Raw genomic sequence first — 21,959 nt, 5'->3', positions numbered from 1 at the left:
GTTTGTTTTGAAAGCTTTAGAAAATATTTAAATAGGTGATAAAAATGAATCCAAGCAGTTTAAAAGTGACAGGGGCATGGTTTCAAGTGGGAGGGAATCTTACAGCTGCTATTGGAACGACAAGAGGATTTATTGGAGAAGAGAAAGTTGAATCGGATCTTGTTATTGTAGGAAGCTCATTACAAGCCCTCGGATATATATTACAAATCATTGCGAGCAATTATGATGATGGGGAAGAAAAAAGAGAAAATCAAAATATAGGCTTAGAGAATCAAAGTAAATTACTTGATCAAATAGGAATTGAGTTATTAGCATTAGGCAATATATCAAATGTAATAGGAACATATTTTAATATAAATGAACAATTGAAAGAAAATGATTATCTTATCATTACAGGGAACAGTTTACAATCGATGGGTGCTTTTTTAGGAGTAGAAGCAGCTTTGTTGGATATAAATGTATTACAGAAAATTATTATACTGGGTAACTCCATGCAAAGTTTAGGGGCTGGATTACAAGCGTATCAAGGTGTTTCAAATGTATTGAAAGATGAGAGAGAAAATGAAGATAGTATTTTTGATAAGAAGGATGAGAGAATCATTGCACTCATTGGTATTTGGATACAAGCGATAGGAACGTTAATTTCTGCAATTGGAGTAACTGCAATAGAGGAAGAAAATAGGCTAGAAAACAATAAAAAGTCTGAAATACTTATTTAAATAGAAGGAGATACATTGATTTTAGAGGTAGGTTAAGATTAAAATGGTAGTAGGTTTTTTTGCGTATATTTTGAAAAGTGATATATAAAATACAAAATAAGGAGTTTTCAAGGGATGATGTATTTATTAGCAATTCTTCTTCCACCTGTTGCTGTATTATTTTGTGGAAAACCAATTCAGGCAATCATAAATTTCATATTAACATTAATATTTTGGGTTCCAGGAGTTATACATGCAATTCTTGTAGTGCATGATAAAAAAGCTGATCGGCGTTTGAAAAAACAAATTCAAGCATATGATGAAATTAATAAGAGGAATCGAAGATAATTCATCTGCAAAATGTTTTTAAAAGAAAGGAGGATTAACCTCCTTTCTTTTTTAGTGGGTGTTAAGTTTAGATTTTTGTGTGGCGGAAAGAATTTTTAATGTAAGTATTATGATAATAACTTTTAGATTGTGCATGTAATAGGCCAGTATAAATACTTTCTGGTACATTAAAGAAATCGTACATACCATTCTTTAATTGGATTCGCAAAATCATAGAAAAAGGATTATAACCAACAGCAACTATATTTTTTGAAATTACGGGAGATAGCTTCATCATTACGCAACTCCTCACTTTTCATTTTTAATACTTCTTTGTAGATGTTGAGGTTGTGATGTTGAAATCCTTATAATTTAAGAGGTATTATACTTATATGCAATATATTAAATGTTTGTTATACGTAATTATAAGGAAGTTCACACGAAGTACATATCGTTGTGCTATTTTTATTTCACCTTTGATTTATAAATAAGAAAATATTGACCATTTGAAAAAAAGGTATATTATTTATACGAGGTATTAAAAATTCACTTTTTACATTCTATGCTTCAAGGGGCAGCGTTATTAGGAAAAATAGAAGTGAAAATAGTTTGTATAAGAAGTATTCTAAAATTTATAATCTGTGAATTAGGAAAATATTGAATGCTCCAGGTCAATATACTTTCTTAATCAAATTTATTTTAGAAAGTGACCTCAATATTTTTAAGTAAATCAACGGGAGAATTGAAAGGCAGGAGAAAGTAACATGTCAGAAAATTATCGTTCTCGAGAGGAACGACGACAAGTTAAAAAGAAAAAACAACCAGCTTCTAAAACACAAAAGCCAAAAGGTAAAACATCATTCTTTCGCAAGTTTTTAATTACTTGTTTATTACTTGGTATTGTTGGTTTAGTGGCGGGGGTTGCTACCTTTTTCGTAATGATTAAGGATGCACCAAAACTTGAGAAAGCAAAACTTGTTAATCCGTTATCCTCAAAAATTTATGATAAAAACGGGGATTTGGTATATGAATATGGAAAAGAAAAAAGGACGAATGTTACGTATGAGCAAATACCTAAATTAGTAGAAAATGCATTTTTAGCGACAGAAGATTCACGTTTTTATGAGCATAGCGGAGTAGATTTTAAAGGTACTGCCCGTGCTGTTCTAGTAAGTCTTAAAGGGGATTATGGTTCTCAAGGTGGAAGTACGATAACACAGCAAGTTATAAAAAACTACTTCTTATCAATGGACAAAACACCAAAGCGTAAGGCGCAAGAAATATATTTAGCTTATAAGCTAGAACAACAGTATTCAAAACATGAAATATTAGAGATGTACTTAAATAAAATTAACTTAGGAAACCGTTCATATGGGATCGCAACAGCAGCACAAAACTACTATGGTAAAGAATTGAAGGACTTAACATTACCAGAAGTTGCGATGCTTGCAGGTTTACCGAAAGCACCGAATAACTATGATCCAACGAAAAAAGAAAATGTTCAAAAAGCAACAGAAAGAAGAAATGTTGTTCTAAGTTTAATGAACCGACATGGATATATAACAAAACAGGAAATGGAAGAAGCATCAAAAGTTGACGTAGAAAAGGGGCTTAAGCCTGCAGCTCAACTACAAACAATGCCATACCCTGCATTTATGGATGCAGTTGTGAAAGAAGTAGAAAAAGAATTACCAGATGCTAATATCGGTTCTGACGGTTTAGAAATTTATACAACGTTAGATCCGAAAGCACAGAAACTTGCTGATAATATTTTAAATAATAATATCATTGATTATCCGAACGATAAATTCCAAGGTGCATTCACATTTATGGATACGAAAACAGGAGAAGTTCGTGCTATAGGTAGTGGCCGTGGAGAAAATAAAGCTGTATTTAAAGGGCATAATATGGCAATTGAATTAGATCGTGCAGCTGGTTCAACGATGAAGCCGATTTTCGACTACGCTCCTGCAATTGAATATTTAAAATGGGCTACGTACCATCAAATTGATGACTCTCCATTTAAGTATTCAACGGGACAAGAAGTACGAAATGCAGATAGAAGTCATATGGGTCCAATTACAATGCGTGAAGCATTAAAAATGTCGCGTAATATTCCTGCAATTAAAACTGCAAAAGAAGTAGGGATTAGTAAATCGAAAGAATTCTCTGAGAAACTAGGTATTACATTTAATACAGCACCGACAGAATCGACAGCGATTGGTACAAATGAAGTATCGCCAACTGAAATAGCGGGTGCTTATGCGGCATTTGGTAATGAAGGTAAATATACGAAACCGCATTTTGTTAAGAAAGTCGTTTATCCAGACGGTAAGTCACAAAGTTTTGGACAAAAACCAAAACAAGTTATGACAGATTCTACAGCATACATGATTACAGATATGCTTCGTTCTGTAGTTACATCTGGTACTGGTACATCGGCAAATGTAGGCTCCTTAGATGTAGCTGGTAAAACGGGTACGACAAACTATTCATCAAAGCAATTAGCTCAATATAAAATTCCAGAAAGTGCAACTCGTGATAGTTGGTTCGCTGGATATACACCGCAATATACGATGGCAGTATGGACTGGGTATATGAAAGATGGTAAAGACGAGTATATTAGTAGTAAGAATACGAAAATTGCACAGTTGATCTTTAAAGAAATGATGAGCGAAATGGCTACAGATAAATCACGCTTTAAAATGCCAAGTAGTGTTATTCAAGAAGGTAGTGAGCTACGTATAAAAGGTGAAAAACGTGATTCATCGCCAAATACTAGCGTACCGGATACAACGCAGCAACCAAAACAAGATCAACAGCAAAAAACTGAAGAAGAGAAAAAGCAAGAAGAATTAAAGAAACAAGAAGAACTGAAAAAACAAGAAGAACAAAAGAAACAAGAGGAACTTAAGAAGCAAGAAGAACAAAAGAAACAAGAAGAAGAAAAGAAACAAAATGAACAAAATAACGGAAATGGTCAAGGAACGACACCTCCAGCAAATAACGGAGGAGGTCAAGGAAATACGACACCTCCAGCAAATAACGGAGGAGGTCAAGGAAATACGACACCTCCAGCAAATAATGGAGGAGGTCAAGGAAATACGACACCTCCAGCAAATAATGGAGGAGGTCAAGGAAATACGACACCTCCAGCAAATAACGGAGGAGGTCAAGGAAATACAACTCCACCAGCGACCACACAACCAGAGACTGGCGGTAATGCAGGAGAGACCCCTGTTAATAATGGGCAATAAGAAAAATTTATAAAAAATATTAAAAAGCACTTAAGATTTGTGAAAATTACAATCTTAAGTGCTTTTTTCGTTTAAATGTAGTAGCTATGAAATGATGTGTTTTAAATGTTAAACGTACCATAAAAATTTTGAAAATAAATTGATGGGAAATGATAAAAGACTTGAGCCTGAGGTAGTGGAGCGTGGCTAGGATGATAAAAGGTAGTGCTACTTGGATGGGCACCATGATGCCAAAATGAAGGGGTAGCTTGACCTGGTGATTGGTATTGTTGCCAAATTGCTGGAAGTTCAATGCCGACATCGGAACTTGCTGTATGAACGGCGGGGGCATGTATTTCGGGTATCGAAGGAACCGCGACAGTTACTCTTGATGATAATACCCACATAAAATAATCACTCCTAAGTTGTGATAATAAATTAGTATATTCTTTTCACACGTATAAAGGTACATATATAGGACTTTCGTTTAAAATATGCGTACAAAGTCTTAAGACTAATGTAAGCTGATGGTGGACTATTTAATATGAAAAGATACGTCTATTTGCGGAGGGAAAAGAGATAAAAAAAATATACAATGAGGGTGTTAATCGTAATATTTTACGAGTGTATGGAGGTATTTTTATGGAACGATTATGGACGAAATCATTTATTCAAATGACTTTCGCAATGTTATTTTTATTTACAGGATTTTATTTACTTGTTCCAACGCTCCCGCTCTTTATTAAAGAGATAGGTGGCAATGAATCGCAAGTTGGACTCATGATGGGAATGTTTACAATAGCTGCTGTTGTAATACGACCGATTATTGGAGGAATGTTAGATCAATATGGTAGAAGATCATTTATTATTTTCGGACTCATCTTTTTTGGCTTAACGATGTACTCCTATAATATAGCATCGACTATTATTCTTTTAGCTGTTTTACGTGTTATTCACGGAGTAACATGGGCTGTTTCTACAACAGCTGTTGGAACAGCAATAACGGATATTATTCCAGATTCACGCCGCGGTGAAGGTATGGGTTGGTACGGGATGGCGATGACAATTGCAATGGCGATCGGACCTATGATTGGATTATGGGTTGTGCAAAATTATTCATTTGATGGTCTATTTTTATTAGCGACGTTGTTATCTTTTATGGCAGTCGTATTATCATTAATAACGAAGATCCCATTTACGCCACAAAAAGAAAAAGGGAAAATTCAGCTATTTGAGAAATCCGTATTAACAATCACGATTGTAGTATTCTTTTTATCGTTTGCATATGGAGGAATAACAACCTTTTTACCGTTATTTGCATCATCAATTCATGTAAACCCGGGAACTTTCTTTCTTGTATATGCAATTGCATTAACAATTGTAAGACCAATTTCAGGGAAACTATTAGATAAGTATGGAGAAGTATTCATTATACTTCCAGCATTATGTATTACTATTTTAGCTATAGTTGTTTTAACTATTTCAAATGGTTTGATAGGTGTAATTATCGCAGCAACATTATACGGTATTGGATTTGGTTCAGCGCAGCCAGCTTTGCAAGCGGCAATGCTTACAATTGTCGATCCGAGTAAAAGAGGAGTTGCAAATGCTTCATTTTTTACAGCGTTTGATTTAGGAATCGGGTTAGGTGCTATTTTACTTGGAGTTGTTTCACAAATGTTTGGTTATCGTATTTTATTTTCAGGGAGTGCAATTTCAGCATTGATAGCCTTAATTATTTTCGTCTTCTTTGTAAAACAACGATTAGGAAAAAAAGAGTTTGCGTAAACTGGAGGAATAAAGATGAGAATTTCAATTAATCGTAAAGCTCTGCAATGGTTCCAGGAAGAATTACGTATAAAGCACGGTGAATCTGTACGTTTTACTGTAAGGTACGGAGGGGATAGTTCAATTCAGCCCGGATATTCTTTAGGGGTTGTTGCTGAGAAACCCGATGGCGAAATAGTGTCAGTTGAGAAGGAAGGTATTATATTTTTTGTAGATTCTGATGATCTTTGGTATTTTCAAAACTATGATTTATTTGTAAGTTATCATGAGGAAATGGAAGAAATTCAATTTAATTATGTAAAATAATAACTTTATTAAAAATGAATAAGTTTTATATAAAAATTATATTTAAGAGATAGTGAAATAAATATCATATAGTAACGAGCTGTATTTATGTACAGCTCGTTTTTTCTATTTCTCAAATAAAATTAGAATAATTGTATATTTGGCGGTGTTATATGAAAAATCTTTATATCTTGTTTTTGAAAATACGCAAAGAAGTCTATCCTTTCTTTATAAAATATAAGAATTATTTTCAAAAAATTGTATTGTTACAGTAAGAAAAGTGTAGGAAACTTATCATTATAAAATAAATTGAAATCTTCTAAAAACTCTGATACATTGAAATAGAAATGTAGTTTCACAATATTGTAAAGGCTTACAGTTATGTGCACGAAGATCTATTAGGATTGGAGGAAATAATGATGAAAGCTGAAGAGAAATTTTCCCCGGGATTAGATGGTATAGTGGCAGCGGAGACGAAAATCTCGTTTCTTGACACAGTAAAAGGTGAAATTGTAATTCAAGGGTATGACTTAATCGAACTCTCAAAAACAAAAGAGTATTTAGACATTGTGCACCTTTTATTGGAGGAACACCTACCGAATGAAGATGAAAAAGTAACACTTGAAAAGAAATTAAAAGAAGAATATGCAGTACCAGAAGGTGTATTCAACGTACTAAAGGCATTGCCTAAAGAGACGCATCCCATGGATGGATTACGTACAGGTGTGTCAGCGTTAGCTGGTTACGATAATGATATCGAAAACCGCTCGTTAGAAGTGAATAAAAGCCGAGGGTACAAGCTGTTAAGTAAAGTGCCAAACATTGTAGCGAATAGCTATCATATTTTAAATAATGAGGAGCCAATTGAACCTCTTAAAGAATTATCTTATAGTGCGAATTTCTTCTATATGTTAACTGGTAAAAAACCAACTGAACTTGAGGAAAAGATCTTTGATCGTTCCCTTGTTTTATATAGTGAGCATGAAATGCCAAACTCTACATTTACAGCTCGCGTTATTGCATCAACACAATCAGATTTATACGGTGCTTTAACAGGTGCAGTTGCATCTTTAAAAGGAAGTTTACATGGCGGTGCAAATGAAGCGGTTATGTACATGCTTTTAGAAGCTGGTAATGTTGAGAAATTTGAAGAGTTATTACAGAAGAAACTATATAACAAAGAAAAAATTATGGGCTTTGGACACCGTGTTTATATGAAGAAGATGGATCCAAGAGCACTTATGATGAAGGAAGCTTTAAAACAGTTATGTGATGTAAAAGGTGATTATACACTATATGAAATGTGTGAAGCTGGAGAAAAGATTATGGAAAAAGAAAAAGGAATTTATCCAAATCTTGATTATTATGCAGCTCCAGTATATTGGATGCTAGGTATTCCAATTCAACTTTACACACCAATCTTCTTTAGCTCTAGAACAGTGGGGTTATGTGCGCACGTTATTGAGCAACATGCAAATAATCGTTTGTTCCGTCCTCGTGTAAATTATATTGGCGAGCGACATGTACTTAGTAAATAAGAACAACTGGGGAGTTGTTAGCGCCGCCCGCCAGATGGGTGTTTGACCGACACCCATCATTAATAATAACGAATTTTCGACAGAAAGGGAAGAATAGCATGATTAAAACAAATGAAATTAAGCAAAAAGATGCATTATTAGAAGAGATTACCGATTATGTATTAAATAAAGAGGTTACTAGTGCAGAAGCATTCAGTACAGCTCGTTACGTATTACTTGATACACTTGGATGTGGAATTTTAGCACTGCAATATCCAGAATGTACGAAATTACTAGGACCAGTTGTGCCAGGAACAATCGTGCCAAATGGTACACGTGTACCAGGTACGTCTTATGTACTAGATCCAGTAAAAGGTGCATTTAATATCGGATGTATGATCCGTTGGTTAGACTATAACGATACTTGGCTTGCAGCAGAGTGGGGACATCCATCTGATAACCTAGGCGGAATTTTAGCAGTTGCAGATTATATTAGCCGTGTTCGTATTTCAGAAGGAAAAGAAGCTTTAAAAGTACGTGAAGTATTAGAAATGATGATTAAAGCACATGAAATTCAAGGCGTGCTTGCTTTAGAAAACAGCTTAAACAGAGTTGGTCTTGACCATGTATTATATGTAAAAGTAGCAACAACTGCAGTAGTTGCGAAAATGCTTGGCGGAACACGTGAAGAAATCTTTAATGCATTATCACATGCGTGGATTGATAATTCTAGTCTTCGTACATATCGTCATGCTCCAAATACGGGCTCACGTAAATCATGGGCTGCAGGTGACGCAACGAGCCGCGGTGTTCATCTTGCAATGACTGCTCTAAAAGGTGAAATGGGTTATCCAACAGCATTATCTGCGCCAGGATGGGGATTCCAAGATGTATTATTCAATAAACAAGAATTAAAATTAGCAAGACCACTAGAGTCATATGTAATGGAAAATGTATTATTTAAAGTGTCATATCCAGCAGAATTCCATGCACAAACGGCTGCAGAATGTGCAGTGAAGTTGCATCCGGAAATTAAAGAGAGATTAGATGAAATTGACCGTATTACAATTACAACTCATGAATCAGCAATTCGTATTATTGATAAAGAAGGTCCATTAAATAACCCAGCTGATCGTGATCATTGCTTACAATACATTACGGCAATTGGTTTATTAAAAGGAGATATCGTTGCAGACGATTATGAAGATGCAGTAGCAAACGATCCACGTGTAGATGAATTACGTAATAAGATGGTTGTTGTTGAAAACAAACAGTACAGTTTAGATTACCTTGACCCGAACAAGCGCTCAATCGCCAACGCTGTTCAAGTTCACTTTAAAGATGGCACAGTAACAGAAAATGTGGAATGTGAATATCCGCTTGGTCACCGCTTCCGTAGAGACGAAGCAATTCCAAAAGTTGTTCGAAAATTCACTGCAAATATGGCAGGTCATTATTCTAGTAAGCAACAAGAACAAATTCATGAAGTTTGTTTAAATGAAGAAAAACTAGAAAATATGAATGTAAACGAATTTGTAGATCTATTCTTAATTTAATAATAGGGGGGAATTTAGAATGGCTTGGGTTGTGAAAAAACAGTCAACACAAGAGGAGCTTGCGAATCGATTCCGAGCTTTAGTAGAAGCAAATGAAATTTTGCAAATTCCAGGTGCTCATGATGCAATGGCAGCTCTTGTTGCGAAAAATACAGGTTTTTCAGCTCTTTATTTATCAGGAGCTGCTTATACTGCAAGTAAAGGTTTACCAGATTTAGGTATCGTGACGTCTACTGAAGTGGCTGAGAGAGCAAGAGATTTAGTAAGAGCTACAGACTTACCTGTTCTTGTTGACATTGATACAGGATTTGGTGGTGTACTAAATGTGGCGAGAACAGCTGTAGAAATGGTGGAAGCGAAAGTAGCAGCTGTCCAAATTGAAGATCAGCAATTACCAAAAAAATGTGGACATTTAAATGGTAAGAAACTTGTTACTACAGAAGAATTGGTTCAAAAAATTAAAGCGATTAAAGAAGTTGCACCGAGCTTATACATTGTAGCACGTACTGATGCTCGTGGCGTTGAAGGATTAGATGAAGCAATTGAAAGAGCAAATGCATATGTAAAAGCAGGTGCAGACGCAATTTTCCCTGAAGCGCTTCAATCAGAGGAAGAATTCCGTCTATTTAATAGTAAGGTAAATGCACCTTTGCTTGCGAATATGACTGAATTCGGAAAAACTCCATATTATAGTGCAGAGGAATTTGCGAATATGGGTTTCCAAATGGTTATTTATCCTGTAACTTCACTTCGCGTTGCAGCGAAAGCGTATGAAAATGTGTTTGCTTTAATTAAAGAAACAGGTTCTCAAAAAGATGCACTTTCTAATATGCAAACGAGAAGTGAATTATACGAAACAATTTCATATCATGACTTTGAAGAGTTAGATACTGGTATTGCAAAAACAGTATTATCAGAAGATCAATAGATAAAGCAGCGAAGGCGATGAAAATACATCTTTGGCAAAATAAAATGCTTGATGTGAAAAATCATCGCCTTCTATTTTCAAAAAAGATATTCCACTCATCGTAGACGAGCATAAGCAAAAAGCTATGAAAGCCGAATGATAGGGGGATACATATGGAGAAAACGAAGTTACCATGGGATGAATTCTTTTCACTTAATAAAGATATAAATCATACTTACTTTACACCAGAAGATTTTTCAGGTGATGAAGATTTAATCGCAAAAACGACAGAACAATTCGTTAAACAAGAAATTGTTCCACAAATGGAGAATATTGAACAACATAACTATAAAGTTTCTCGTCAATTATTTGAGAAAGCTGGGGAACTTGGATTATTAGGCATTGAGGTACCAGAAGATTATGGCGGGTTCGAGTTAGGAAAGGCTGTCTCAGGTCTTGTAGCAGAGAAAATGGGTTACGCTGGTGCGTTTAGCGTTTCTTTTAATATACACGCTGGTGTCGGTACATTGCCTTACATATATTATGGAACGAAAGAGCAAAAAGAAAAATATTTACCGAAAATCGCATCGGGAGAATGGATTGGGGCTTATGCTTTAACAGAGCCAAATGCTGGTTCGGATGCATTAAGTGCAAAAACAAGCGCCGTATTGAATGAAGAGGGAACAGCTTGGAAGTTAAATGGTGAGAAGCAATGGATTACAAATGCTCATATGGCAGATGTATACGTTGTTTTTGCGAAGACAAATAAAGGAATGACAGCGTTTATTGTCGAAAGAACATGTGAAGGTGTATCTATTGGATTAGAAGAAAAGAAAATGGGGATTAAAGGTTCTTCAACAGCGACTCTTATTTTAGAAGATGTTGTCATCCCTGCTGAAAATGTTTTAGGGGAAGTTGGGAAAGGGCATCACGTAGCCCTTAATATTCTTAACTTTGCTAGACTTAAACTTGCTTTTGGAAATATTGGAACAGCAAAACAAGCAATTGGTTTGTCGGTTCAATATGGAAAAGAGCGAAAACAGTTCCAAACGGAATTAGTAGACTTTACGATGATTCAAGAGAAAATTGCAAATATGATCATTGCTACATATGGAGCCGAAAGTGCAGCTTATCGTACGGCAGGTGTAATCGATGAAGCAATTCATGAGAGCGATGAAGATCTTATGAAGAAAATGTCCCAATTTGCAATTGAATGTGCACTGAATAAAGTAAATGCTTCTGAAACACTTGCTTATATCGTAGATGAAGCTGTACAAATTCATGGTGGTTACGGTTATATGCAAGAGTATGAGGTAGAACGATTATATCGTGATGCTAGAATTAGTCGTATTTTTGAAGGAACGAACGAAATTAATAGATTAACAGTTGCCAAAATGTTAATGAAGCAAATCGAACAATTAGAAGATACTGAAGTAGAAAGTGATGTAGCAAATGTAGAAAGAAACCATCGTTACATTTTATTAGCGAAAAAATTGTTGAAACAATCTTTGAAAACGCTCTCTAAAACTCCAGGCCTAAAAATTGACCAAGAACAAGAATATTCACGTGTAATTTCAAATATGTTGACGGACGTGTACGTCATGGAATCAGCGTTTTTACGTACGAGAAAAGCGGTAAGTAAAAATGGTGAGGAAAAAGAACGTACGAAGCAATTAATAACGGATGTTATTTGTGAAGAAGGATACCGTAAAGTAGAAGAAGCGGCGATTTCTGTACTTTCAGCGGCTGTCACAGAAGAACAAGATAGACATGTGATTTTAGCTGAAATCCGTCAATTATTAGTGCCTTTATACACGAACGTATTTACGAAGAAGAGAGAAATTGCGAAAGCTATTATAAATCGCGGGAAATATATTGTGTAAATAGGAGGAAAGCGATATGAAAAAGATTGGTTTTATCGGTTTAGGTAACATGGGCCTTCCAATGTCAAAAAATCTAGTTAAATCAGGTTACACAGTATATGGCGTGGACTTAAATAAAGAGGCGGAAGCGTCCTTTGAAAAAGAAGGCGGAATTATCGGTCTATCAATCTCAAAACTAGCAGAAACATGTGATGTAGTTTTTACAAGTTTACCTTCACCTCGCGCTGTTGAAGCGGTATATTTTGGAGCAGAAGGATTATTTGAAAATGGTCACTCGAATGTAGTTTTCATTGATACAAGTACGGTATCGCCGCAGTTAAACAAACAGTTAGAGGAAGCTGCAAAGGAAAAGAAAGTAGACTTTTTAGCAGCACCTGTGAGCGGTGGTGTAATAGGAGCCGAAAACCGTACATTAACGTTTATGGTTGGTGGATCAAAAGACGTATATGAGAAAACGGAATCTATCATGGGCGTACTAGGCGCGAACATTTTCCACGTTAGTGAGCAGATTGATAGTGGTACAACTGTTAAGTTAATTAATAACTTATTAATTGGTTTTTATACAGCTGGTGTGAGTGAAGCTTTAACATTAGCGAAAAAGAATAATATGGATTTAGATAAAATGTTTGATATTTTAAATGTAAGTTACGGTCAAAGTAGAATTTATGAACGTAATTATAAAAGTTTTATAGCACCTGAAAACTACGAGCCAGGATTTACTGTGAACTTATTGAAGAAAGATTTAGGATTTGCAGTTGACTTAGCTAAGGAAAGCGAACTCCATTTACCGGTAAGCGAAATGTTATTAAACGTATATGACGAAGCGAGTCAAGCTGGATATGGTGAAAACGATATGGCTGCTTTATATAAGAAAGTTAGCGAGCAATTAATTTCTAATCAAAAATAAATTATACAAAGGAGAGAATACAATGATTACAACTGAAATTAAACGAGTAAAAAATCACATTAACGGTGAGTGGGTTGAATCGACAGGTACGGAAGTAGAAGCAGTTCCAAATCCAGCGACTGGAAAAATTATCGCTTACGTTCCACTATCTCCAAAAGAAGATGTTGAAAAAGCTGTTGAAGCGGCAAAAGCAGCATTCGAAACATGGTCTAAAGTACCAGTTCCAAATCGTTCAAGAAATTTATATAAATATTTACAGCTATTACAAGAAAACAAAGATGAGCTTGCAAAAATCATTACGCTAGAAAATGGTAAGACGCTAACGGATGCAACAGGTGAAGTACAGCGTGGTATTGAAGCGGTAGAACTTGCAACATCTACGCCAAATTTAATGATGGGTCAAGCACTTCCGAATATCGCTAGCGGAATTGATGGATCGATTTGGCGCTACCCAATCGGAGTTGTTGCTGGTATTACACCGTTTAACTTCCCGATGATGATTCCGTTATGGATGTTCCCACTTGCAATTGCTTGCGGTAATACATTCGTATTAAAAACATCTGAAAGAACGCCACTTTTAGCGGAGCGACTTGTAGAATTATTCTATGAAGCAGGTTTCCCAAAAGGCGTATTAAATTTAGTGCAAGGCGGAAAAGATGTTGTAAATAGCATTTTAGAAAATAAAGATATTCAGGCTGTTTCGTTCGTTGGCTCTGAGCCGGTAGCTCGTTACGTATATGAAACAGGTACGAAACACGGAAAACGTGTACAAGCATTAGCAGGTGCGAAAAACCATGCGATTGTAATGCCAGATTGCAATCTTGAGAAAACAGTACAAGGTGTAATTGGATCTGCATTTGCAAGTAGTGGAGAGCGCTGCATGGCATGCTCAGTAGTAGCAGTAGTGGATGAAATTGCTGATGAATTTATTGATGTATTAGTAGCAGAAACGAAAAAATTAAAAGTAGGCGATGGCTTTAACGAAGATAACTATGTTGGACCATTAATCCGTGAATCTCATAAAGAGCGCGTTTTAGGCTATATTAATAGCGGTGTAGCAGATGGGGCAACTTTATTAGTAGATGGCCGTAAAATTAATGAAGAAGTTGGAGAAGGTTACTTTGTAGGTGCGACAATCTTTGATGGCGTGAATCAAGAAATGAAAATTTGGCAAGATGAAATTTTTGCTCCAGTATTAAGTATTGTACGTGTTAAAGATTTAGAAGAAGGTATTAAACTAACAAATCAATCTAAATTTGCAAATGGTGCGGTTATTTATACGTCAAATGGTAAACATGCACAAACATTCCGTGATAATATCGATGCTGGTATGATTGGTGTAAACGTAAACGTTCCAGCACCAATGGCATTCTTCGCATTTGCAGGAAATAAAGCTTCATTCTTTGGTGATTTAGGTACAAATGGTACAGATGGCGTTCAATTCTATACACGTAAAAAAGTTGTAACTGAGCGCTGGTTTTAATATAGAGTAAACAACCAAATCAGTTATTAGATGAAAACCACCACTATTAATAGTGGTGGTTTTCGTCTTGTTAATTATTTTTTTCAAAAGCTAGTTTAATACCAAATCCAATTAGGACGACTCCTGTTAGCCCTTGAATATAACGTTGCGTCTTCGGTTTTTTCATAAAAGCACTAATTTTATCAATTAAAAATATATAAAATGCAAACCAAATGACTGTTAAAACGAGGTAAGTAAGGCCCATTACAAGAAGTTGAATAAATGTATTATGATTTGGATTTAAAAATTGTGGTAAAAAAGTTAAAAAGAAGACTGCTACTTTAGGATTTAATAAATTTGTAAGAAATCCTTGGCGAAAGCAAGAAGTATGTTCGTTTTCATTATTCAAAGATAGATCATTTGTATCTAAGTTTTCTTTGTTTCTTACTGCTAAAAGGGCTTTAATACCGATATATATTAAATAGAGAGCCCCAACGTACTTGAAAATAGAAAATAAAAGAGCTGACTTTACAATAAGTGCAGAAAGACCAATTACAGCAGCTAAAGTATGAATTAATAGTGCAATACATGTACCAAACACTGTTTTCACTCCACCGACTTTACCAGCAACCAATGTATTTTTCGTAGCCATTGCTGTATCTGGACCAGGTAAAATGATGAGGCAAATAGACATAATGATGAAAAGAAGATAATTTTCTATCATAGCCGTCCCTCCTTTTTATTTTTAGAATATTTGATCAAAATCAGTGTAGCACAAAAATGGATTTAATAAAATTAAATTTTATTTAAAATAATTAAATGAAAAAGACTATATAGTAGCTGTAATTACACTACTATATAGCCTCGATTTTATACCGCTATTTGCGGGTAGTAAGATTTTCATCGCACAAGATTTAGCTGAAGAAAAGAAGTTAGGTGGGGGATGAACAAAACCTCCCCTCATGACAATTTCATTTTATGCATTAAGTAAGTTAAAGAAACGATTCACATCTTCTTCTGAAACGTCACTTAACTGTTTATATTTATAATTCGGATTTTGATCTTTATCAACGACAACGGAGCGTACTCCCTCGAAGAAATCTTCATGTCTCATGAAATTTTTAGCAAGTATAAGGTCCGTAGCGAAACATTCTTCAACGGATTTATCTTTTCCATCAATAAACTGTTTTAATGTTACTTTTAGTGAAATAGGGGATTTTGATAACAGTGTTTCTTTCGTTTTTAGAGCAAAGGAACTTTCATCTTTCTCCAATGAATGGATGATTTCTTCAATTGTATCGAAAGCAAAATGTGAATTGATTACTTCTAATGAAGGAGCGAGCTCGCTTTCTAAGTTTGGAGCAGTTGCAAATGTACGAATAACTTCTTTTAAATTAGTATGTACATCATCTTCTTTATGCCAATTTACACTTTCAAGTTCAGTAAGAAACTCTGGTAATGAATCAGATGTCATAAAGTAATCTGCAGCATTAATAAATAATACGTCAGAAGCTTTTAAAATAGATGCTGTTAAAGCAACGAAGCGTCCTGTATATCCAGGTGCTTTATTTAAGAAATATGCAGCTCCGACGTCTGGGAAGAAGCCGATATTCATCTCTGGCATTGCCCATTTCGTACGCTCAGTTACAATGCGATACTTCGCACCATTTGTAAGACCGACACCACCGCCCATTACAATTCCATCTAAACAAGCAATAATCGGTTTTGTATATTGATAAATATATGTATCAATTTCATACTCTTCTTCAAAAAAACGTTCTGCATGTTGCAATGCCACTTCATTGGAACGCGCTTCATAAAGAGTTTTAATGTCGCCACCTGCACAAAAACCTTTTGTGCCAGCTCCTTTTAACACGATAAGTGCAATACGCTCATCGTGTTCCCACTCTTTAAGTTTTTGTCCGATAGGTTGTAACATGTCATAAGATAAAGAATTAAGTGCTTTTGGACGGTTTAAAGTAATTGTCGCAACGCCGTTTTCACTAACAGAAAATAAAACTTGTTCAGTCATAATGCATCCTCCCTTACATATCTTCTTATTCTTAATTCTTGATATGTACTGAAATGTCCTTTATAAATTTTGTCAAAAGTTGACGGTAAATATTAATTTGGTCACTGCATATTTTGACGAGTTATCTTTGCAGGATTTCAGAGACTGAGGGGGAATATTACAACATTACTGTAAGTGTAATTATTTGAAGTTATAATGATAAAAGCGCTATTATATAGGTGTGAAATGTTCATTATCAATTCTAAAAGTGTGTTTGAAGAAAAAATAAATCGTACAATTGTAATAAAAAATTTTACACTGAATTAGAAATAGAGAAAGGAGAAATCGGAATGCCAGGACCTTTACTATTGTCGGTTATTATTTTGTCTTTTTTAATGATAGGAATAACGCAGTATTTTCATCATACAGATACGACAGAAGAAGTGAAGGATAAAGTACGTCTCGTATTTCCGATTTTTATAATATCTATTTCATTCTGTATTTTATTAAATAAAGATGGCTACATTGTCGCAGTGTTCTCATTTTTCGTCGCAATCGTCTTAATTACCGTTTTATATTATGTAATGAAAGACTTTATACAAAAATAAAGATGTCACAATAGGCATTTTTATTTTTGGGAAAATGTAAAATTTCACATACCGTATTTTATATAAAATACATAAAGCATATAACAATAGAAAAGTGTGTACTTTGCTGTGTATGTACTTGTCAATCTTGCATAGCCACTATACTATTAAAATGTAGAGATTATAAAAAGGGGTTGTATCTATCATGAAATTTGAGATGCACACAAAAATTATTTCAAATGAAAAAGAAGTAAGATTACATATTGAAGAAAATATATTTCAATTAATATTGGATGGTTATCACTTATTTACAATTCAAGAAATATTGCCTTTATATAAATCAAATGAAGAAAGAATTGGAAGTGCAACGATATTGAAACTAGAGTGGGAGAACGGAAAAACTACAATAAACTATCAACTCGTTTCACTAAAATCAGTAAATTAAAAGGAGTAGAAAAATATGAAGTTATTTCATACAGCGGATTGGCATTTAGGAAAGCTTGTTCATGGCGTGTATATGACTGAAGACCAAAAGATTGTATTAGATCAGTTTGTACAGGCTGTTGAAGAAGAAAAACCAGATGCTGTAATTATTGCAGGGGATTTATATGACCGAGCAATTCCACCTACAGAAGCAGTAGACTTATTAAATGATGTGCTGCAAAAAATAGTTATTGATTTACAAACACCAGTTATTGCAGTAGCTGGTAATCATGATAGTCCGGATCGTATCCATTTTGGAAGTAGTTTAATGAAAAAACAAGGATTACATATTGTAGGTCAATTTCAATTCCCGTACGAACCTGTTGTACTAAATGATGAATATGGAGAGGTTCACTTCCATCTAATACCGTATGCAGACCCAAGCATAGTGAGGCACGTGTTGAAAAATGAAGACGTACGTTCTCATGATGATGCGATGCGCATTTTTATGAATGAGCTCTCTGAAACGATGGATAAAGAAGCTAGACATGTATTTGTTGGACATGCATTTGTAACTTCTTCAGGAGAAGCGGAGGAGAATACAAGTGATGCAGAACGACCACTTTCAATTGGTGGTGCTGAATATGTAAATAGTCATTATTTTGATAAGTTTCATTACACAGCGCTTGGACATTTACATCAAGCGCATTTCGTACGTAATGAGACGATTCGATATTCAGGTTCACCACTTGCCTATTCAATTTCTGAAGAGAAACATAAAAAAGGTTATTACATTGTAGAACTGAATGAAACTGGTGAAGTAGCAATTGAAAAAAGGTTACTTTCACCACGTCGTAAAATGCGAACAGTAGAAGCGAAAATAGATGAATTATTACAGCACCCAGTAAGTGAAGATTACGTATTTGTAAAATTATTAGACGAAAACCCTGTCTTACAGCCAATGGAGAAAATACGATCTGTATATCCAAATGCAATGCACGTTGAAAGAGCGATGCAAAGGCGAGAACTCACAGATACAAATGAAGTAACGGTTTCAAGACATAAAACGGATGATTTATCTCTTTTAAAGGCTTTCTATAAAGAAATGAAAGGGTTAGATTTATCAGAAGAGAAAGAACGCCTATTTATAGATGTATTACAAACAGTGCAAGAACGGGAAGGTGAACGAGGATGAGACCGATTCAGCTTATTATGACAGCATTCGGGCCATATAAACAGAAAGAAGTAATCGATTTTGAAGATCTTGGAGAACATCGTATTTTCGCTATTTCTGGGAATACGGGAGCTGGAAAAACAACGATTTTTGATGCGATTTGTTATGTGTTATATGGTGAGGCTAGTGGAGAAGAACGTAGTGATACGAGCATGCTTCGAAGTCAATTTGCTGATGATAATGTTTATACAAGTGTTGAATTAACCTTTCAGTTAAAAGGGAAACGCTATGAAATAAAACGACAACTTGGACATAAAAAACAAGGGAATAAGACCATTACAGGACATGCAGTAGAATTATATGAAGTTATTGATGGAGAAAACGTTCCAGCCGTCGATCGTTTTCATGTAACAGACGTAAACAAAAAAGTGGAAGATTTAATTGGGTTAAGTAAACATCAATTTAGCCAAATTGTTATGTTACCCCAAGGGGAATTCCGAAAACTATTAACATCTGAGACGGAAAACAAAGAAGAGATTTTACGTCGTATTTTTAAAACGGATCGTTATAAATTAATGCGTGAGTTACTTGATCAAAAGAGAAAACAATGGAAAGATGTCTTGCAAGAAAAACAAAAAGAGAGAGAGCTCTATTTCCGTAATGTTTTTAAATTACCAATCCGTGATGGAGCATTATTAGAGACATTAGTGGCACAAGAACATGTAAATACGCATCAAGTAGTAGAAGCGTTAGAACAAGAAACAACCGTGTATAAGGCAGAGGTTGAGCAATTACAAGTAGAACAAGATGTTCAAACGAAGCAATTAAAGGATGCAGAAACACGTTTTCATGCAGCAAAATCTGTAAATGAGAAATTTATAGATTTACAACAAAAGAATGAGAAATATAACACTTTACAAGAGAACCGTGCAGCAATTGAAAGGAAAGAAAAATCCTTTAAACGTGCGGAACAAGCAAAGCGCTTATTACCATTTGAACAATGGTATGAAGAAGCGATGGAAAATGAGCAGAAAGCTGAAAGTTTGTTAAAACAGATAAGCGTCAAACAAGAACAGATAATGAATAGCTTTGAACTTGCTCAGGAGAAGTATGAAGTAGTAAAGAATAAAGAAGCTGAGCGAGAAGAGGCTAAAAAACTTGTTCAAAGATTAGAAGAGTTACAAGCGATTATTGAATCATTAGCTGAGAGAAAGCTGAATTTACAAAATACCGAAATCCAAATAGGGAAATTAAAAGAAAGTATGCAAAAGTTAGATCAACAACTAGAAGAGCATACAAACAAAAAACAGAGAATGTCTGATGAATTGCAGCAATTAGAACAAGCACTTGAGCAATATGTAGCTAAAGTAGAAGAACTAACGAATATGCGAGAAGATGCAAAAGTTTTAAAGCAAGCATATGATGTTTGGCAAGAAAAACAAAAATTCGAGCAAGAAAAAGAAGCGGCAAATAATAAAATGCAAGTGGCAGTTCGTGCATATGAAAACATGGAGCGCCGCTGGTTAAGTGAACAAGCTGGTATATTAGCTCTTCATTTACATGACGGTGAATCTTGTCCGGTATGTGGTAGTACGAATCATCCGCAAAAAGCTACAGAGCAAAGTAATGCGATCGATGAAAAAGAGTTAAACGATTTAAGAGATAAGAAGAACATTGCTGAAAAATTACATGTGCAAGTAGAGGAGAAATGGAATTTCTATCGACTACAATATGAACAAGTGATAGAAGAAGTTGTGAAGCGCGGCTACAACTCGGAAAAATTAGCTGAAACATATAGTGCACTTGTTCAAAAAGGAAAACAATTAGCTGCAGACGTTAATACGTTAAAAGCAAGTGAAGAAACACGTAAGCAGATTGCTGCGAACATGAAAAGCGTAGAAGAAAAAATAGAAGAACTTCAGAAACAAAAACGAGAAGTGGAAACAATGCAGCACCGTACAGAAATGGAGTGTATGCAACTTCGTACGTCATATGAACATGATAAACGAAATATTCCAGAAAACTTACAAACAGTACAAGCTTGGAAAGCACAGTTTGACCAAGCTATGCAGGAACTTAGGTTAATGGAGGACGAATGGAAGAAAGTGCAGGAAGCGTATCAGCATTGGCAAAATGAAAATATACGTATTCAAGCAGAACAAAAAGGTGCTTCTAATCAATTTGAAAGTGCAAAATTAAAGAAAGAAGAGACTTTCGCACGCTTTATGAAAGAGCTAGAACAAAGCGGGTTTACAGACGAATTCACGTATAAAGAAGCCAAATTAAGCGATCACGAGATGGAAATGTTACAAAAAGAAATTCAAGGTTATTATTCATCGCTTGAAGTGCTTGCAAAACAAATTGAAGAGTTACAAGCTGAATTAAAAGATAAAGAGTATATGGATATTACAGCGTTAGGTGAACACATAACAGAATTACAAATTAATCTCGATATCATTAAAGAAAAACGTCAACGTGCGCAAAATGCGGTAACATATATTTCTGATTTACATGAAAACATTAGACGTATTGATGAGCAAATTCATGAGGAAGAAAAAGCTTTCCAAGAACTTGTTGACTTATATGAAGTAATGAAAGGTGATAACGAGAGCCGTATATCATTTGAACGTTACATCTTAATTGAGTATTTAGAACAAATTGTTCAAATTGCAAACGAACGATTACGTAAATTATCAAACGGACAATTTTATTTAAAACGAAGTGAACGAGTTGAAAAGAGAAATCGTCAAAGTGGATTAGGCTTAGATGTGTACGATGCATATACTGGCCAAACACGCGATGTAAAAACACTATCCGGCGGAGAGAAATTTAATGCATCACTTTGCCTAGCGCTAGGAATGGCAGATGTCATTCAAGCATATGAAGGTGGTATTTCCATCGAAACGATGTTCATCGATGAAGGGTTCGGTTCATTAGATGAAGAATCATTAACGAAAGCAGTAGACGCCTTAATTGACTTACAAAAATCAGGCCGATTTATCGGTGTCATTTCACACGTACAAGAGCTGAAAAACGCAATGCCAGCTGTATTAGAAGTAACGAAGCAGAAGGATGGTTGTAGTCAGACTAGGTTTGTGGTGAAGTAAGCTTAGAAAATGGAGTAGGGAATCTATCGATACTTTTAGTGTCATATGTATGAATCATAAAACGTCGTCTCTTCATATTAGAGGCGACGTT

19 protein-coding genes are annotated in these 21,959 nt (G+C 35.0%); 15 read left to right on the top strand and 4 right to left on the bottom strand.

Features of this window, described 5'->3' with window-relative positions; translation table 11 throughout:
• Positions 1-44 precede the first annotated feature (44 nt).
• Together ACTFSL_RS14725 and ACTFSL_RS14720 are read left to right on the top strand one after the other, a co-directional pair.
• Positions 45-719, top strand: a complete 675-nt coding sequence (locus ACTFSL_RS14725; RefSeq protein ID WP_440041926.1) for a DUF6944 family repetitive protein — start codon at positions 45-47, stop codon at positions 717-719.
• A 114-nt stretch (positions 720-833) separates the two neighbouring features.
• Positions 834-1,046 (top strand): YqaE/Pmp3 family membrane protein, encoded by a 213-nt coding sequence (locus tag ACTFSL_RS14720; protein ID WP_000990233.1) that lies wholly within the window; start codon positions 834-836, stop codon positions 1,044-1,046.
• Positions 1,047-1,113: 67 nt separating this feature from the next.
• On the opposite strand, the gene ACTFSL_RS14715 is transcribed toward ACTFSL_RS14720, so the two are convergent.
• On the bottom strand, positions 1,114-1,323 hold the full coding sequence (locus ACTFSL_RS14715) for a KTSC domain-containing protein (protein WP_000977081.1): 210 nt from the start codon (positions 1,321-1,323) through the stop codon (positions 1,114-1,116).
• 466 nt (positions 1,324-1,789) lie between these two features.
• Between ACTFSL_RS14715 and ACTFSL_RS14710 the strand changes: the two genes are divergently transcribed.
• Positions 1,790-4,282, top strand: a complete 2,493-nt coding sequence (locus tag ACTFSL_RS14710; protein WP_135277702.1) for a PBP1A family penicillin-binding protein — start codon at positions 1,790-1,792, stop codon at positions 4,280-4,282.
• 101 nt (positions 4,283-4,383) lie between these two features.
• Here ACTFSL_RS14710 and ACTFSL_RS14705 read toward each other — a convergent pair whose 3' ends face one another.
• On the bottom strand, positions 4,384-4,668 hold the full coding sequence (locus tag ACTFSL_RS14705; protein ID WP_000270101.1) for a hypothetical protein: 285 nt from the start codon (positions 4,666-4,668) through the stop codon (positions 4,384-4,386).
• Between the two features lie 235 nt (positions 4,669-4,903).
• Here ACTFSL_RS14705 and ACTFSL_RS14700 point away from each other — a divergent pair, with 235 nt between their 5' ends.
• From ACTFSL_RS14700 to ACTFSL_RS14665, 8 genes are all read left to right on the top strand, one after another.
• Positions 4,904-6,049: an MFS transporter gene (locus ACTFSL_RS14700; protein ID WP_033690965.1), complete on the top strand. Its 1,146-nt coding sequence runs from the start codon at positions 4,904-4,906 to the stop codon at positions 6,047-6,049.
• Positions 6,050-6,064: 15 nt separating this feature from the next.
• Positions 6,065-6,355 (top strand): HesB/YadR/YfhF family protein, encoded by a 291-nt coding sequence (locus ACTFSL_RS14695; RefSeq protein ID WP_088339136.1) that lies wholly within the window; start codon positions 6,065-6,067, stop codon positions 6,353-6,355.
• A 395-nt stretch (positions 6,356-6,750) separates the two neighbouring features.
• Positions 6,751-7,872, top strand: a complete 1,122-nt coding sequence (gene mmgD, locus ACTFSL_RS14690; RefSeq protein WP_002041090.1) for a citrate synthase — start codon at positions 6,751-6,753, stop codon at positions 7,870-7,872.
• 98 nt (positions 7,873-7,970) lie between these two features.
• Positions 7,971-9,407: a 2-methylcitrate dehydratase gene (gene prpD, locus ACTFSL_RS14685; RefSeq protein WP_098570734.1), complete on the top strand. Its 1,437-nt coding sequence runs from the start codon at positions 7,971-7,973 to the stop codon at positions 9,405-9,407.
• A 19-nt stretch (positions 9,408-9,426) separates the two neighbouring features.
• Complete coding sequence (gene prpB / locus ACTFSL_RS14680) at positions 9,427-10,335, top strand: methylisocitrate lyase (protein ID WP_000312639.1); 909 nt, start codon at positions 9,427-9,429, stop codon at positions 10,333-10,335.
• Positions 10,336-10,487: 152 nt separating this feature from the next.
• Entirely contained in the window at positions 10,488-12,197 is a 1,710-nt protein-coding gene (locus ACTFSL_RS14675; protein ID WP_000415995.1) for an acyl-CoA dehydrogenase family protein, read from the top strand.
• Between the two features lie 16 nt (positions 12,198-12,213).
• Positions 12,214-13,104, top strand: a complete 891-nt coding sequence (locus tag ACTFSL_RS14670) for an NAD(P)-dependent oxidoreductase (protein WP_000719409.1) — start codon at positions 12,214-12,216, stop codon at positions 13,102-13,104.
• Positions 13,105-13,126: 22 nt separating this feature from the next.
• The gene (locus ACTFSL_RS14665) at positions 13,127-14,587 is read left to right on the top strand and encodes a CoA-acylating methylmalonate-semialdehyde dehydrogenase (protein WP_000633344.1); all 1,461 of its coding nucleotides are present in this window, start codon (positions 13,127-13,129) and stop codon (positions 14,585-14,587) included.
• Between the two features lie 70 nt (positions 14,588-14,657).
• Here the strand turns inward: ACTFSL_RS14665 and ACTFSL_RS14660 are convergent, their stop codons facing one another.
• Both ACTFSL_RS14660 and ACTFSL_RS14655 read right to left on the bottom strand, forming a co-directional pair.
• Positions 14,658-15,290, bottom strand: coding sequence for a LysE family translocator (locus ACTFSL_RS14660; RefSeq protein WP_000572360.1), 633 nt, complete (start codon positions 15,288-15,290; stop codon positions 14,658-14,660).
• A 252-nt stretch (positions 15,291-15,542) separates the two neighbouring features.
• Positions 15,543-16,598, bottom strand: coding sequence for an enoyl-CoA hydratase/isomerase family protein (locus ACTFSL_RS14655; RefSeq protein WP_000139776.1), 1,056 nt, complete (start codon positions 16,596-16,598; stop codon positions 15,543-15,545).
• A gap of 329 nt (positions 16,599-16,927) precedes the next feature.
• Between ACTFSL_RS14655 and ACTFSL_RS14650 the strand changes: the two genes are divergently transcribed.
• From ACTFSL_RS14650 to ACTFSL_RS14635, 4 genes are all read left to right on the top strand, one after another.
• Positions 16,928-17,185 (top strand): hypothetical protein, encoded by a 258-nt coding sequence (locus ACTFSL_RS14650; protein ID WP_001119404.1) that lies wholly within the window; start codon positions 16,928-16,930, stop codon positions 17,183-17,185.
• A gap of 184 nt (positions 17,186-17,369) precedes the next feature.
• Positions 17,370-17,609 (top strand): DUF2584 family protein, encoded by a 240-nt coding sequence (locus ACTFSL_RS14645; RefSeq protein ID WP_000667344.1) that lies wholly within the window; start codon positions 17,370-17,372, stop codon positions 17,607-17,609.
• Between the two features lie 15 nt (positions 17,610-17,624).
• A complete protein-coding gene (locus ACTFSL_RS14640) occupies positions 17,625-18,782 on the top strand; it encodes an exonuclease SbcCD subunit D (RefSeq protein ID WP_000765153.1) in 1,158 nt (385 codons plus the stop codon).
• Entirely contained in the window at positions 18,779-21,868 is a 3,090-nt protein-coding gene (locus ACTFSL_RS14635) for an AAA family ATPase (RefSeq protein ID WP_001247465.1), read from the top strand. Before ACTFSL_RS14640 ends, ACTFSL_RS14635 begins: the two co-directional genes overlap by 4 nt.
• Positions 21,869-21,959 lie beyond the last annotated feature (91 nt).

It is taken from the genome of Bacillus cereus group sp. MYBK108-1 (assembly GCF_051917185.1).
GTDB lineage: Bacteria > Bacillota > Bacilli > Bacillales > Bacillaceae_G > Bacillus_A > Bacillus_A cereus.
The sequence above is the reverse complement of the archived record's forward strand: the minus strand, read 5'-3'. Positions and strand labels throughout refer to the sequence as shown.